Source organism: Streptomyces sp. NPDC055239, from assembly GCF_053606205.1.
The window spans coordinates 524,117-537,874 of the sequence record NZ_JBSGRD010000001.1 but is presented as its reverse complement, the minus strand read 5'-3'; the positions used below and the strand labels follow the sequence as shown (position 1 = coordinate 537,874).

13 protein-coding genes are annotated in these 13,758 nt (G+C 70.5%); 1 reads left to right on the top strand and 12 read right to left on the bottom strand.

Going from position 1 to position 13,758, the window contains the following annotated elements; translation table 11 throughout:
• Positions 1-8 precede the first annotated feature (8 nt).
• The 12 genes from ACWFRJ_RS02280 to ACWFRJ_RS02225 all read right to left on the bottom strand — a co-directional run bounded on the left by ACWFRJ_RS02280 (position 9) and on the right by ACWFRJ_RS02225 (position 12,300).
• Positions 9-1,601, bottom strand: a complete 1,593-nt coding sequence (locus ACWFRJ_RS02280) for a hypothetical protein (protein WP_453524261.1) — start codon at positions 1,599-1,601, stop codon at positions 9-11.
• 84 nt (positions 1,602-1,685) lie between these two features.
• Entirely contained in the window at positions 1,686-1,880 is a 195-nt protein-coding gene (locus ACWFRJ_RS02275) for a hypothetical protein (protein ID WP_160503040.1), read from the bottom strand.
• Positions 1,881-2,015: 135 nt separating this feature from the next.
• Positions 2,016-2,873, bottom strand: a complete 858-nt coding sequence (locus ACWFRJ_RS02270; RefSeq protein ID WP_453524259.1) for a phosphatidylinositol-specific phospholipase C/glycerophosphodiester phosphodiesterase family protein — start codon at positions 2,871-2,873, stop codon at positions 2,016-2,018.
• Positions 2,874-3,010: 137 nt separating this feature from the next.
• Positions 3,011-3,703 (bottom strand): ABC transporter ATP-binding protein, encoded by a 693-nt coding sequence (locus tag ACWFRJ_RS02265; RefSeq protein ID WP_453524257.1) that lies wholly within the window; start codon positions 3,701-3,703, stop codon positions 3,011-3,013.
• Positions 3,696-4,610, bottom strand: a complete 915-nt coding sequence (locus tag ACWFRJ_RS02260; protein WP_453525047.1) for an ABC transporter ATP-binding protein — start codon at positions 4,608-4,610, stop codon at positions 3,696-3,698. The genes ACWFRJ_RS02265 and ACWFRJ_RS02260 overlap by 8 nt, the downstream gene beginning before the upstream one ends.
• Positions 4,611-4,681: 71 nt before the next feature.
• Positions 4,682-5,560 carry an ABC transporter permease gene (locus ACWFRJ_RS02255; protein ID WP_453524255.1) on the bottom strand — a complete coding sequence of 293 codons (879 nt, stop codon included), beginning with the start codon at positions 5,558-5,560 and terminating at the stop codon, positions 4,682-4,684.
• Positions 5,553-6,518, bottom strand: a complete 966-nt coding sequence (locus tag ACWFRJ_RS02250; protein ID WP_453524253.1) for an ABC transporter permease — start codon at positions 6,516-6,518, stop codon at positions 5,553-5,555. The genes ACWFRJ_RS02255 and ACWFRJ_RS02250 overlap by 8 nt, the downstream gene beginning before the upstream one ends.
• Before the next feature lie 32 nt (positions 6,519-6,550).
• Entirely contained in the window at positions 6,551-8,146 is a 1,596-nt protein-coding gene (locus ACWFRJ_RS02245) for an ABC transporter substrate-binding protein (RefSeq protein WP_453524251.1), read from the bottom strand.
• 147 nt (positions 8,147-8,293) lie between these two features.
• A complete protein-coding gene (locus ACWFRJ_RS02240) occupies positions 8,294-9,448 on the bottom strand; it encodes an acyl-CoA dehydrogenase family protein (protein WP_453524249.1) in 1,155 nt (384 codons plus the stop codon).
• Positions 9,445-10,626: an acyl-CoA dehydrogenase family protein gene (locus ACWFRJ_RS02235; RefSeq protein ID WP_453525046.1), complete on the bottom strand. Its 1,182-nt coding sequence runs from the start codon at positions 10,624-10,626 to the stop codon at positions 9,445-9,447. The genes ACWFRJ_RS02240 and ACWFRJ_RS02235 overlap by 4 nt, the downstream gene beginning before the upstream one ends.
• Before the next feature lie 8 nt (positions 10,627-10,634).
• A complete protein-coding gene (locus tag ACWFRJ_RS02230; protein ID WP_453524247.1) occupies positions 10,635-11,603 on the bottom strand; it encodes an NADPH:quinone oxidoreductase family protein in 969 nt (322 codons plus the stop codon).
• Positions 11,604-11,724: 121 nt separating this feature from the next.
• Positions 11,725-12,300, bottom strand: coding sequence for a helix-turn-helix domain-containing protein (locus tag ACWFRJ_RS02225; RefSeq protein WP_453525045.1), 576 nt, complete (start codon positions 12,298-12,300; stop codon positions 11,725-11,727).
• Between the two features lie 519 nt (positions 12,301-12,819).
• Here ACWFRJ_RS02225 and ACWFRJ_RS02220 point away from each other — a divergent pair.
• On the top strand, positions 12,820-13,755 hold the full coding sequence (locus ACWFRJ_RS02220; RefSeq protein WP_453524245.1) for an SDR family oxidoreductase: 936 nt from the start codon (positions 12,820-12,822) through the stop codon (positions 13,753-13,755).
• Positions 13,756-13,758: the final 3 nt, after the last annotated feature.

The window sequence follows — 13,758 nt, the reverse complement described above, 5'->3', positions numbered from 1 at the left end:
GGGCACCTTCACTCCGTGTCCCGCACCGCCACCAGGCCGTAGAACACGCCGACGTACGCCGTGCCGTCCGGCCCCAGGGTCACCGGCGCCCAGTTGTTGTCGTAGGCGATGCCCGTGCCGGCGAGGCGCTTCCACTTGGTCTCGCCGGTGCGGAAGTCGACGGCCGTCAGGTACCAGGCATCGATGCCGAGGCTGTTGGGCTCCTTCGTGTAGAAGTACAGCAGTCCGGAGGCGGTCGACAGTTTGGGCACGTTCGAGGGGGCACGGACGTCGCTCTCCCACACGGTGTCGCAGCCGCTGCCGTCCTCGCGTACGTCGATCCTGCTGACGCCGCCGACGACACTGCGGCCGAAGGTGAGCGAGGTGATGTTCTCGTAGCCGTAGTTGTTCTCGACGACGAGGCTGTTGCCCCAGGTGATCAGCGAGTTGTCGGTGGTCGACGCGCCGGAGCCGAAGACGGGGACCTTGCAGACGAGGCGTTTGTCGTCCGCGATGCCGTCGCCTCTGCGGTAGACGAGGACATTCATGCGGTCGTCGGCGTTGTCGGTGATCGCCACGTAGTCGGCATCGCCCTTGCCGAAGAGGTCGGGCGTGGTGCCCGAACCCTGGTTCACCGAGCCGGGCTTGGTGCCCGTTCCCCGGTCATAGGTCTGGCGCCAGACGGCTTTCGGGGTGCCGTCCGCTCCGGCCCGGAAACTGTAGAGCGCGTGGTCGGAGACGATCGACACGCCGTCATCGGCGACGGAGAACGAGTTCTGGATCTCCTCGCCGTCGAGCCGGATGGATTGGGTGTCACCGGACTTGGGGTCCACCGTGCCGACGCGCCCCTGCCGGGTCACCCACCAGATACGGCCTTCCCAGTCGGGCATCACCGAGGTGACCGGGTCACATTCGCCACTCGGATAGAGATTTGACCAGGTAACGCAGTCGTGCGGGACGTGCGCCGTCAGATCCCAGTCCTTGTCGACGACGAACCGCCAACTGCCGTCCGCCGCCTGCTCGTGCGCGAGCCGGACGATGTGCTGCCGGGAGTCGGCGAGGACGAGCCGGTCCTCGTTGTCGAGATACGAGTAGGCGCCGCCCGAGGTGTCCTTGAAGATCTTCGAGAAGTCGAGGCGCGTGATGGCCTCGACGGTGGAGGGGCGCTGCGGCAGCTTGTACTCCGCGAGCGTCGTCAGCGTGTCCGGGTCGAGCAGCTTGACCAGGAAGCCGGTGAACGTGCCGCAGACGGTGACGATGCGGCCGTCCTTGTCGAAGGTGACGGTGGCGCACTCACCGCCGAGCGCCGCCATCTTCTCGCTGCTGACCTGCGGCTTCTTCCCCAGTGGCCCGTTCCAGGGGTACGTTCCGCTGCCCGCCGCGTCCGCGTGCATCCCGCTGCGGCCGTTGGCCGCGAGGTACGGGTGCTGGGGCGGCTGCTCGCCGGGTAGGGGGCGAGCGTCCACGGGCCCGCCGGAGTACTGGTCGACGAGTCTGTGCCCCGGCGCCTTCGGTATGTCGTCCGCCTGGGCGGGATACGCGAAGGACGCGGCGAAGACCGTGAGCGCGGTCAGGGCGAGGGCATTCCTGAAGGTTCTGCTGAGGGTTCTGCGACGCGGCATGCGCCGAAGCTAGGGCCAGGTCCTTGAAGTGTCCATGGAAAGGTGACAGTTGTTCATGAACACGCAATGATCATGGCTGAACAATCACGGCTGCAAGCCGCTGACGATGTCCGCGGCGGCCGTGACCCCGTTGTGGATGGTCGGCGCCATGCTCGAACTCGCCAGATAGAAGCCGAGCAGCGCACAGACCAGGGCGTGCGAGAACTTCAGTGCGCCGTTGCGCAGAAAGACCACCGCCAGGATCACAAGCAGCAGCACCACAGAGACCGAAATGGCCATGGGGACAACCTCCTCCGCCACGTCGGCACCGCGGCTCTGGGCCGAGTGTGGCGCAGCGGAGGGACCGTCCGGGCGACCGGCATGTCCTCCGAACGGGTGGTATGTGCCGGGGCGTTGCTTCAAGCAGGCCGGGGGTTACTGTCCGTGGGCTTCGAGGAAGGCCTCGAGACCCGCGAGGTCGTCCGTGTTCAAGTGGTCGACACCGGCGGCGAGGAGCTCGCCCCACACCGCGTCGCGTGCCGGGCCCGCCAGGTCGGGCGTCGCCCAGAAACGGACGCGCTGCCCGCGCTTGTGGGCGGCCGAGACGATGCCGCGCAGCTTGTCGCGTTCGGCGGCGGGAATCGCGCCGACACCCTGCCAGCTGAAGTTGAGCGTCCAGTTGTCGCTGATAAGTGGGATGAGCGAGGCGGGCGCCGCGCTGCCGAGGTCGGCGAGGCGGCCGTCGTAGAAGGCGCGGCGCACGCGCTGGGCCTCCATCGGCGCACGGGCCGCCCGGTCGCCGGATATCACCGCCGTCACGGGGCCACGGCGCACCTTGCCGTGGGAGTACGTGGTGAACAGGTGCCGGTAGCGGCGGAGGTGGCGGTCGAGTTCGAGGTACGTCGCGGCGCCCTCGGTCTTGATGTCGATCAGGAGCTGAAAGGGGGTGCGGTGGTAACCCCGGTACACGGAGCCGCGGTTGGCGCGCACGCGGGCGGCCAGGGGGTCCAGGTAGAGCGATTCGAGGGTGCGGGTGGGGTCGAGGTCGACCGGGTCGTGCGCGACCAGGAGCTGTCCGTCGACGAGGTAGATGTCGGCCTCGACACTGCCGAAGCGGTGGTCGAGCGCGTCGAACAGGGGCCGGGGGTGGTCGTAGTCGTTGTGCGCGTGGGCGCGGACGAGGGGACGGGGGCCGTGTCCGCGCTCGCTCGCCTGGGCGTACGCGGGGACGGCGGCGGTGCCGGCGAGTGCGGCACCGATGGTGAGGGCTCTACGACGGGTGACGAGTGCCACTGAGACTCCCGGAAAGGGCGAGGGGACGACGGGCGGGCCTCAGTGAGTATGAGGCCATGCCCGCGTCAAGAAACCCCTTGCAGAACGGAGTTGGCACTTTCGACGCTCCGCGTTAACTCCGGAAGACGCGCGCCGCCTCACGCCCGTCCAGCGGCACCTCGGACCACGTTCTCATCGGCGACAAGATCGCTCCAATGGACGGTCCGTTCGCACCAGCGCTCCAGGAGTACCCGGTCGTGCCCGACGGCGAGCAGCCCCGCGCCGCTCTCCCGCCGATACGCCTCCACGGCGTGCACGAGTGCCGCCGTCGTCGAGGCGTCCAGCATCGCCGTCATCTCGTCGCAGATCAGCCAGCGCGGCCGGAGCACCAGGGCGCGGGCCAGGCAGGCGCGCTGCAACTGGCCGTCGCTCACCTCGTGCGGCCTGCGACCCAGGAGGTCGTCGCCGAGTCCGACCGTGGCCGCCAACTCCCTTGTCCGATCGGCGGCCTCACTCCCGCGCCCGGCCGCCCGGAGCGGTTCGGCGATGAGGTTCGTGAGGGTGAGGCGCGGGTCGGCGGACAGGCGGGGTTGCTGGAAGACGACACCGAAGGCGGTGCGCTGGGCGCGGGGAGCACGGTGGCGCCAGCCGCGCGCGGGCTCTCCGTCGATGATGACGCGGCCCGCGTCGGGCTTGTGGAGCAGCGCGGCGACCCGGGCGAGGGTCGACTTGCCGCAGCCGCTGGGCCCGAGGAGGCCGACGGAGGCGCCGGGCGCGAGCGTGAGGTCCACTCCTCGCATGACGGGGGCGCGGCGGTCGTATCCGGCGGTGATGGAACGGAGTTCAAGCACGGGGCGCCTCCAGCACGGCCGCCGGGTCGGGGTGGTGGCAGGCGACGCCGCCCGCGTTCTCCGGCACGGCTTCGCAGGCCTCGTCCGCCCTGGGGCAGCGTGCCGCGAACGCGCATCCCGATGGCAGCGCGGAGAGTTCGGGCGGCATGCCGGGGATTGGCGTGAACTCCCGCTCCGGGAGGGCGTTCAGGAGGCCGCGCGCGTAGGGGTGCCGGGGTCCGGGGGTGCCGAAGAAGTCCTCGGCGGCGGCGATCTCGACGATACGCCCGGCGTACATCACGGCGACACGGTCCGCGATGCGTTCGGCGGCGGCCAGATCGTGGGTGATCAGGAGCAGCGCACGGTCGTCGCCGACGTGCCGTCGCAGTTCGTCCACCGTGCGGTCGACGAGGTCACGGTCGAGGCCCGTCGTCGGCTCGTCGGCGAGCAGCAGCGGCGCGTCGCCGATGAGCGCGAGCGCGGTGGCGGCGCGCTGGGCGAGGCCGCCGGAGAGCTCGTGCGGGTAGCGGTCCAGGTGCCCGGCGGGGAACGCGGCACGCTCGGCGGCGGCCTCGGCGGAACTCCGCAGCTGCGGGCGGCGTACGCCCGTCAGCTCCCGCAGGGTCTCCTCCAGCTGGGCACGGACCGTCCGTACCGGCGTCAGGTGCGCGGCCGGGCTCTGCGGTACGAGACCGACGCGGCGCCCCCGGACCGTGCGGGCCAGGGTGCGTTCGTCGGCGGTCGGCAGGTCCACGTCGCCGATGAGCGCGGACCCGGCCGTCTCCGCGTTCCGCGGAAGGAGCCCGAGCAGCGCGGAGGCGAGCACGGACTTGCCGCAGCCGCTCTCGCCGACGAGGGCCAGGCACTCCCCCGCCGCCAGGTCGAAGTGGGCGTCGGTGACGGCGGACACGAAGGCGCCGCCGCGCATGCGGAACCGTACGGAGAGCCCACGTACGGAAAGCACCGGGGCCGGAAGGGACGGGTTGGTGACGGGCTCGGTCACAGCATCAGCTCCGATCGGCGCCGGGGATTGATCCGTTCCCGCCAGGCGCCCGCGAGGCCCGCGATCGCCAGGGTGGGCACGATGATGAACAGGCCGGGGAAGAGCGTCGGCCACCAGTCCCCGGCGAGGAGCGAGCCGCGCGCGCTCTGCACGAGGGTGCCCAGGCTCGCCTGGTGGGTGGGGAGGCCGAGGCCCAGGAAGGACAGCGCGGACTCGTGCCAGATGGCGTGCGGCACCATCAGGACGGCGGCGAGTCCGGCCTGCGGAAGGACGCCGGGCAGCAGATGGCGCACGGTGACGCGCATGCGGGACGCGCCGCCGGAGATGGCCGCGTCGACGTACGGACGCGAGCGCAGCGACAGGACCTCGGCGCGCACGATGCGGGCCGTGGACAGCCAGTGCGTGAGCGCGACGGAGACCACCACCGGCCACACGCCGGGCCGGAACATCGCCACGATGAAGATGCCGAGAAGGAGGTGCGGTACGGACGAGAAGACGTCCACGAGCCGCATCACGACCCGGTCCACCCAGCCGCCCGACGCGGCGGCGAGCGCGCCGACGGCCGTACCGATGACGGTCGCCACGACCGCCGCCACCACACCCACGAGCAACGAGACCCGCAGCCCGTACACGCAGCGCAGGAGCAGATCGCGCCCTACGTCGTCGGTGCCGAAGGGGTGCTCCCAGGAGGGTGGTTGAAGCTTGGCCGCGAGGTTCACGGCCTGTTCGTCGAGGTTCACGAGCGGCGGTACGAGGAGCACGGCGAGCACGATGACCGCGACGATCACTGCCGATGAACGCACCCGCCACGCGCGCGTGGAGCGAGTTTGGGAGGCGCCGCCCGAGGAGGCGCGCCACGTCGTCGTCTCAGCCATCGAATCCCACCCTCGGGTCGGCGAGGCCGTACAGCAGGTCGGCGAGGAGGTTGCCGAGGAGCACCGCCACCGTGGCGAGTACGGTGAGCGCGGCGAGCAGCGGGAAGTCCACGGCGGTCGCCGCCGACACGGTGGCCGCAGCGATGCCGGGCCAGCTGAAGACGGTCTCCACCAGGAGCGCCCCGGTGATCAGTTCGGGCACGCGCGAGCCGATCAGAGTGAGTACCGGCAGCATGCCCGAGCGCAGGGCGTGTCCCAGGAGCACGGTCCGTTCGGCGAGGCCACGCGCGCGTGCGCCACGGACGGGGTCGTCACCGAGTGCGTCGCCGACTCCTTGGCGTACGTAGAGCACGAACCACGGAAGCTGCGAGATCGCGAGGACACCGGCGGGCAGCACGAGATGACTCGCGACCTGTCCGGCAGTGACGGCCGAACTCGCGGTGTCCGTGAGCCCGCCCGATGGCAGCACCCCCAGCTTCAGGGCGAAGAGCCAGACGGCGAGCAGGCCGACCCAGAAGGGCGGCGCCGCTTCGAGCGTGTACGCGAGCGAGGTCACGGCGCGGTCGAGCCAGCCGCCGGGGCGGCGCGCGGCCAGGACGCCGAGCGTGGTGCCGACGAGGATGGCGAGCGGGAACGCGGTGACGGCGAGCAGCACGGACCAGCCGATGCGTTCACCGATGACGTCGGAGACGGGCTGGCGCAGGGTGCTCGAGTCGCCGAGGTCGCCGCTCAGAGCCGATGTCAGCCAGTGCCACCAGCGCTGCACGAGCGGCTGGTCGACGCCGAGGTTGGCGCGCAGCTGATCGAGGTTCTCCTGCGACGCGGTGAGTCCGGCCGTGCCCGCGTACGCCTTGACGGGGTCGAAGGGGGACGCGGCGGCGATCGCGAAGACGCCGAAGGTCACGGCGAGCAGGACCGGGACGGCGAACAGGGCCCGCCGTCCCGTCATGCGCGCCATCGGCCCCCAGGGGAGCTTGTGGAGCGCGGATCTCACTTCGTCGGCTGCCAGTCCTCGACGTTCCACCACGGCCCGGACGCGAGGCCGTGGTCGTGCGGCTCGGTCTGGGTGGTCAGGTCGCCGAAGCGCTTGTCGACCACGTAGAGGTGGTCGATGTGGGTGAGGAAGGTGTAGCCCGGGTTCTTCACGAGCTCGCGCTGGACGGTGTCGTACGCGGCCTGCCGCTCGGCGTGGTCACCGCTCTCGCGGGCCTCGTCGAGCGCCTTGTCGACCTTGGCGTTGTCGTAGTGGGCCATGTTGTTGAAGCCGTCACCGGCGAGTGAGGACTTCAGGAGCGTGTACTGGTCGAAGTCCGGGTCCGCCGGGGAGCCGCCGCCCGCGAGGACCGCGTCCTTGGGCATGCGCGGCTGGATGACCTCCCACGTACCGGCCTGCACCTCGACCTTGATGCCGAGCTTCTTGGCGTCGGATGCGTAGGCGAGCGCGTGGTCCTGGCGGAGCTTGTCGCCGGAGAGGTACCAGAGGGGGAACGCGGCCTGGACGCCGTCCTTCTCGCGGACGCCGCCCTTGCCCGGCTTCCAGCCCGCCTTGTCCAGGATCTTCTTGGCCGCGGCGAGGTCGTGCCCCCGCTCGGTGCCCTTCGTGAACCACGGGCTGTCGGTCGGGACGGGCCCGTAGGCCTCCTTGCCCGCACCGTCCAGGATCGAGTCGACCATGGCCTTGCGGTCGACGCCGGTGTCGAGCGCGCGCCGGACGTCGGTGTCGCCCGTGACCTTGTTTCCGGTGGGCAGGGTCACCACGCGGTAGTCGAAGGTCTTGGCGGCGTACGAGGCCTTGCTGCTGTCGTTCTTGTACTTCTTCGCGAGGTTGGGCGGCAGGATCGCGCCGTCGAGCTCACCGGCGTCGAGCCGCGTGGCCCGGATGTCGTCGTCCTTGATGATCGCCATGGTGAAGTTCTTGACCTTCGGAGCCCCGCCCCAGTAGCCGGGGTTGGCCTTGAAGGTGAGCTTCTCGCCCTTGGACCACTTCACGAGCTTGTACGGGCCCGTGCCGACCGGCTTGGTGGTGAACTCACCGGTGTTCACGTCCTGCTTGCCCGCTATGTGCTCGGGCGCGATCGGCAGGACGGTGCGCTCGGCGAACGGCGCGTAGGGGTACTTGAGGTGGAAGACGACGGTGTCGTCGCCCTTCGCCTCGACGTCTCTGACGGCGTCGAGCTCGGTCTTGGCGGCGTTGTTCGTCTTCTTGTCGAGGATCGTCTCGTAGGTGAAGACGACGTCCTTGGACGTGAAGGGCTTCCCGTCGCTGAACTTGACGCCTTCGCGCAGCTTGAACGTGTAGGTCTTGCCGTCGTCGCCGACCTTGGGGAGCCCGGCGGCGAGCGCGGGCTTGAGCTTCATGTCGGCGTCGTGTGTGAGCAGACCGTCGAAGATCTTGGAGTTGCCGTCCTTGCCGTAGCCGAGGAGCGGGCTCAGGGTGTCCGGTTCGTACGCGATGCCGACGACCGCGGAGTCCTTGGCACCGCCCGCGCCCTTGCCGTCACCCGGCGCCGAACAGGCCGAAGCGGCGACCGCCAGTGAGGCGGCCGCCGCCACCGCGCCCGTACCCCGTATCAATCGGGCCCTCATGCTCCACACCCCTACTGAAGATCAAACGTTATTGCGAACGATTCGCAATTATGCCTGACGTAATGGGTGGGTAAAACGTGCGGGCCGTACCGGGTGGATCACGGTGACCAGGCCGTCGTCGGGGTCAGGACGCGAGGCGGGCCGGGATCAGGGCGCGGGCAGGTTCACCAGTGCGGCCAGCTCCTCCCGGTGTCGCCCCACCGTTCCGAGCGCGATCGAGTCGGCCTTGGCCCGCTTGAGGTAGAGGTGGACGGGGTGCTCCCAGGTCATGCCGATCCCGCCGTGCAGCTGGAGAGCCTCCTCGGCGATGTGCACCGTGGCGGGCGACGCGTACGCCTGCGCGAGAGCCGCCGCGACATCCGCGTCCTCGCTGCCCGTGGCGAGAGTGTCGGCCGCGTTGCGGGCGGCGGCCCGCATGTTGACCACCTCCAGCCAGAGCTGGGCCAGCCGGTGCTTGAGCGCCTGGAAGGAGCCGACGGGCCGGTTGAACTGATGCCGTTCCTTCGAGTGGCGGACGGTCTCGGTCAAGCACCAGTCGGCGAGGCCCAGTTGCTCGGAGGCCAGGAGCCCGGCTCCCGCACGCAGTCCCCGCCGTACGGCAGGTCCGGATTCCGCACCGACCACGCGCGCGCGTGCCCCTTCGAAGGTGACCGTGGCGAGTGGCCGCGTGAGGTCGAGCGAGATCTGCGGCGCGATGGTCACGCCGTCCAGGCCCGCGTCCACCGCGAAGAGCCCGGCGTTCGTCGGCACGAGGAGCACATCGGCGGCGACGGCGTCGGCGACACCGGTGACACTGCCGTGCAGGACCTCGCCCTCCGCGCGTACGTCGGGCAGGGTGCCGCCCGGAGCGGTGGCAAGCGGCACGGTGAGCACGCCGATCCTGCGTCCCGACGCGAGCGCGCCCAGGAGCTCCCTCGCCGCGTCGCTGTCGCAGGCCAGGAGCGCCTCGGTCGCGATGACGGCACTGGTCAGATAGGGCACGGGCGCGACCGCGCGGCCCAACTCCTCGAGGACGACTGCTACTTCGCGGTGCGTGGCCCCTTGCCCGCCGAGCTCTTCGGGCACGAGCAGACCGGCGAGACCCATACCGTCCGCGAGCGCCTTCCACAGCTCACGGTCGTGCGGCTCGGCGGACTCGGTGCGGGTGATGACGGCGGTGGCGTCGCAGTGGTCGGCGAGCAGACCACGCACCACCGAGCGCAGCGCTTCTTCGTCCTCGGAGTACAGCAGGTCGCGCTGCGAGCTCTGTGATGGCTGTGATGACGGCGTTGGCAGCATTGGCGGCGTTGGCGGCGTGCTCATCGGGCGAGGTCCTTCCACGCGACGTCCTTGTCGGTGCGCGGCTCGGAGGGCAGTCCGAGGACGCGCTCGGCGACGATGTTGAGCAGCACTTCGCTGGTGCCGCCCTCGATGCTGTTGCCCTTGGCCCGCAGATAGCGGTAGCCCGCGTCACGACCGACGAAGTCGACCTTTTCGGGGCGCCGCATCGTCCAGTCCTCGTACAACAGCCCTTCCTCGCCGAGGAGTTCCACCTCCAGGCCGCTGATCTCCTGGTTCAGACGCGCGAACCCGAGCTTCATGCCCGAACCTTCAGGACCCGGATGCCCCGCGACGAGCTGCTGGCGAAGTCGCTCCCCGGTGACCCGGGCGACCTCGGCCTCGACCCACAGCTTGAGGAGCCGCTGGTGCAGGTCGTGCGTGCGCAGCTCGGGGCGCTCGCGCCAGGCCTCGACCACCGGGCCGATCATGCCGCCCTCACGCGGGATGCGGGAGCCGCCGATGGAGACGCGCTCGTTCATGAGGGTGGTCTGCGCGACCTTCCAGCCGTCGCCGATCTCACCGAGACGGTGCGCGTCCGGGATGTGTACGTCGGTGAGGAAGACCTCGTTGAACTCGGCCTCGCCGGTGATCTGCCGCAGCGGGCGCACCTCGACGCCGGGGTCGGTCATGTCGCAGACGAAGTAGGTGATGCCGCGGTGCTTGGGCACATCCGGATCGGTGCGGGCGATGAGGATGGCCCAGCGGGCGGCATGCGCGCCGGACGTCCACACCTTCTGCCCGTTGACCACCCAGGCGTCGCCGTCACGGACGGCGCGGGTTCCGAGCGCCGCGAGGTCGGATCCGGCGCCCGGCTCGCTGAAGAGCTGGCACCACACCTCGTCGCCGACCCACAGCGGACGCAGGAAGCTGCGCTTCTGCTCCTCGGTGCCGAAGCGCAGGATGGTCGGCGCCGCCATGCCCAGGCCGATCCCGATGCGGCGCGGGTCGTTGTCGGGCGCGCCCGCGGCCTCCAACTCGGCGTCCACGACAGCTTGCAGGGAGCGCGGGGCGCCGAGCCCGCCGAGCCCCTGCGGGTAGTGCACCCATGCGAGTCCGGCGTCGAAGCGTGCTTTGAGGAACACCGCGCGTTCGGTCGTCGCGGGTGGATGCGCGACGAGGAACTCCTTGGTGCGACGGCGCAGTTCGGCGGCATCCGTCATGGCATCCGTCATACGTCGCCTCCCTCGGGGAGTACGGCCACCCGCCCCGTGGTGACACCGTCGGCGACACGCTGGACAGCGGCAGCGGCGTCGCTCAACGGCACGCGCTCGCTGATGAGCGGCTTGATCGCCCCCTTCGCCGCGAGCTGGGTGAGCTCCTCGTGGCAGCGGAGGATCGCCTGCGGGTCCTTGGCGTTGTACAGGCCCCAGTGCAGGCCGACGACCGAGTAGTTCTTCACCAGGGCGTGGTTGAGGCCGGGCGTGGGGATGACACCGCTCGCGAAGCCGACGACGACGATCCGCCCCTCGAAGGCGACGCACTTGGTCGACTGGAGGTACGCGTCGCCGCCGACGGGGTCATAGATGACATCGGCGCCACGGCCGCCGGTTGCTTCCTTGACGGCGCCGATGACGTTCTCCGTACGCCGGTCGATGACCACGTCGCAGCCGAGTTCGCGCGCGACCTCGGCCTTCGCTGCGCCGCCGACGACACCGATGACCTTGGCGCCCGCCGCCTTGCCGAGCTGGACGGCGGCGGTGCCGACGCCGCCGGCCGCCGCGTGCACCAGGAGGGTCTCGCCCTCCTGGAGGTGCGCGCGGCGGTGCAGGCCGAACCAGCCGGTCTGGTAGCCGATGTGCAGCGCGGCGGCTTCCGCGTCGTCCAGGGCGTCGGGCGCGGGCAGTACGGCTGCCGCGTCCGCGATCGCGTACTCGGCGAATCCGCCGTACGGCAGAGCGGGGTTGGCGATCACGCGCCGCCCGTCCTCGGTCTCGCCACAGATCTCCACTCCGGGCGTGAACGGCAGCGGCGGCGTGACCTGGTACTGCCCGCGGCAGAGCAGCGCGTCGGGAAAGTTGATGTTCGCGGCGCGGACCTTGAGGAGCAGTTGCCCCTCGCCCGGCACCGGCCGGTCCACCTCTTCGAGGCGCATCACCGCGCTCGGCTCGCCGTTCTGGTGCACTTGCCATGCCTGCATGCGGGGCCTCCACGGGGCTTTCGTAGACCGGGCTCCGTCGCATACTAAGCGGTCGCTTGCGGACAGGGGAACCGTCTCGTCAGTCCGCTTCGGGCTTCTCCTGGGCGGACTGCTGAGCGGACTACTGAGTGGGCCGCTGGGTGGGCCGCGCCCGTACGTGCATCCGTTCTCCCTGCGGCCCGAACAGGCTGAGGAACTCCGCGGGCCCCTCCCCCGTGGACCCGAACCAGTGCGGAAGGCGCGTGTCGAACTCCGCGGCCTCGCCCGCCGTGAGGATCACGTCATGGTCGGCGAGCACGAGCCGCAGCCGCCCGGACAGGACGTACAGCCACTCGTACCCCTCATGGGTCTGCGGATCGGGGTCGACGGAGCGCGTCGGCTCGACCACCTTGTACGCCTGGAGGCCGCCGGGCTGCCGGGTCAGCGGGACCATCGTGCGGCCGTTGCGGACGATCGGCTTGGCCCGCACCCGGGGGTCGCCGACGGGCGGGGCGCCGACGAGCTCGTCCAGGGCGACCTGGTGGGCGCGGGCGATGGGGAGCAGGAGTTCGAGGCTGGGCTTGCGGTGTCCTGACTCCAGGCGCGAGAGGGTGCTCACGGAGATACCGGTGGCGGCGGCGAGGCCCGCGAGCGTCGCGCCGCGCTCCTTGCGGATGCGGCGCAGGCGGGGGCCCACTTCGGCAAGGACGCCACTCATGGCCGCGTCACCCTCGTCGCCTTGCACGCCTTCCACGCCTTCCACGCCGTCGGGCTCGGTGGTGGCTTCAGTGCCTGTCGCGGTCTTGGTGCCTTCGGTCGCCTTCATGACTCCATTGCAGAATCAGCAAGCGCATTTGTCAATCCCCACTCCTTCCCGGGCGGGTGACACCGTCCATCAGGAGGTCGAGCAGCCAGGATGTCGGACGAGGGCACGTCCGCGCGGATCACCCCCTGAGTGATCCCGGCGATACGGAACTCTTCGATCGCGCCGGTCAGCTGCTCACGCGTCTGCGAGACGTATCGAATGGGGGTACTCGCCTGGAGTCCGCCGGCCGGAGGCCGGCTCTCCGGTCGCTGGGAACGCTAGGCGGCCGACCTCGCCAGCCACCGCACACGGACGATGCCCTTCCGCACCGCCGAGCATCTGCGCCCTGGCCGACCCGAGGCGCCGCCGCCGTACCCCCGAAGCCCCTTGAGGGCATGGCACTTTGAGGCGTTCCGCGATATCGATGCGGCCATGACGGACGATACGAACGAAGGGGCCCTGTCGGGGCTTCCGGCTCCCGCCCCGGCGGGCACGAGCGCCTTGCCGGAGGGGACGTACGACGGGGCGGTCGCTCTCGTGACCGGTGGCGGTACAGGCCTGGGCAAGGCGATCGCCGCGGAGTTCGCGCGGCTCGGCGCCGATCTGGTGATCGCGAGCCGCAAGGAGGAGCGGCTGAAGGCGGCGCGGGACGAACTCACAGGCCTCGGTGGGCGGGTGGCGACGGTGGCGTGCGACATCCGGGATCCCGAGCGCGTCGCCGAGGTCTTCGACGCGGCGCAGGACGCGTTCGGCCTGCCGGGCGTCCTGGTCAACAACGCGGCGGCGAACTTCCCCGTACCGGCCGAGGACATGTCTCCGAACGCGTGGCGAGCGGTCGTGGACATCACCCTGACCGGGACGTTCTTCATGACGCGCGAGTTCGCCCGCCGCCATCTCGCGGCGGGCTCACCCGGCTCCGTCATCAACATCGGTGCGTCGTACGCGTGGACGGGCGGCCCCGGCTTCGCACACAGCGCGGCGGCGAAGGCGGGCGTGCAGAGCCTTGTCGAGAGCCTGGCGGTGGAGTGGGGTCCGTACGGGATCCAGGTCAACGGCCTGGTGCCGGGACTGATGCCGCACGAGGACATGACCGACGACATCCGCGGCAATCTGGACCGGGCAGTACCCGTGCAAGCTGCGCAGGCAGGGCAGTTGGGCGCTCGCCAGCCCGCCCTCCGTGTCGGCGCCCCGCGCGAACTGGGCTGGGCCGCGACCTTTCTCGCCTCGCCCTACGCCCGTTTCATCACCGGGCACACCTTGGTGGTCGACGGCGCGAACTGGCAGCGGCGGGGTCTGGTGAGCCCGGAAGTGGTGACGGTGCGCGAGCAGATGGGGCGAGGATCTTTCAAAGGTCAGCCGTCCCCATGAGCA

Excerpts from the sequence above, each read along its gene's own strand:
- ACWFRJ_RS02225 (WP_453525045.1), bottom strand. The coding sequence starts at position 12,300 with ATGAGTGGCGTCCTTGCCGAAGTGGGCCCCCGCCTGCGCCGCATCCGC.
- ACWFRJ_RS02240 (WP_453524249.1), bottom strand. The coding sequence starts at position 9,448 with ATGAGCACGCCGCCAACGCCGCCAATGCTGCCAACGCCGTCATCACAG.
- ACWFRJ_RS02260 (WP_453525047.1), bottom strand. The coding sequence starts at position 4,610 with ATGCGCGGCGGCGCCTTCGTGTCCGCCGTCACCGACGCCCACTTCGAC.
- ACWFRJ_RS02220 (WP_453524245.1), top strand. The coding sequence starts at position 12,820 with ATGACGGACGATACGAACGAAGGGGCCCTGTCGGGGCTTCCGGCTCCC.
- ACWFRJ_RS02250 (WP_453524253.1), bottom strand. The coding sequence starts at position 6,518 with ATGGCGCGCATGACGGGACGGCGGGCCCTGTTCGCCGTCCCGGTCCTG.
- ACWFRJ_RS02235 (WP_453525046.1), bottom strand. The coding sequence starts at position 10,626 with ATGACGGATGCCGCCGAACTGCGCCGTCGCACCAAGGAGTTCCTCGTC.
- ACWFRJ_RS02245 (WP_453524251.1), bottom strand. The coding sequence starts at position 8,146 with ATGAGGGCCCGATTGATACGGGGTACGGGCGCGGTGGCGGCGGCCGCC.
- ACWFRJ_RS02275 (WP_160503040.1), bottom strand. The coding sequence starts at position 1,880 with ATGGCCATTTCGGTCTCTGTGGTGCTGCTGCTTGTGATCCTGGCGGTG.
- ACWFRJ_RS02230 (WP_453524247.1), bottom strand. The coding sequence starts at position 11,603 with ATGCAGGCATGGCAAGTGCACCAGAACGGCGAGCCGAGCGCGGTGATG.
- ACWFRJ_RS02255 (WP_453524255.1), bottom strand. The coding sequence starts at position 5,560 with ATGGCTGAGACGACGACGTGGCGCGCCTCCTCGGGCGGCGCCTCCCAA.
- ACWFRJ_RS02280 (WP_453524261.1), bottom strand. The coding sequence starts at position 1,601 with ATGCCGCGTCGCAGAACCCTCAGCAGAACCTTCAGGAATGCCCTCGCC.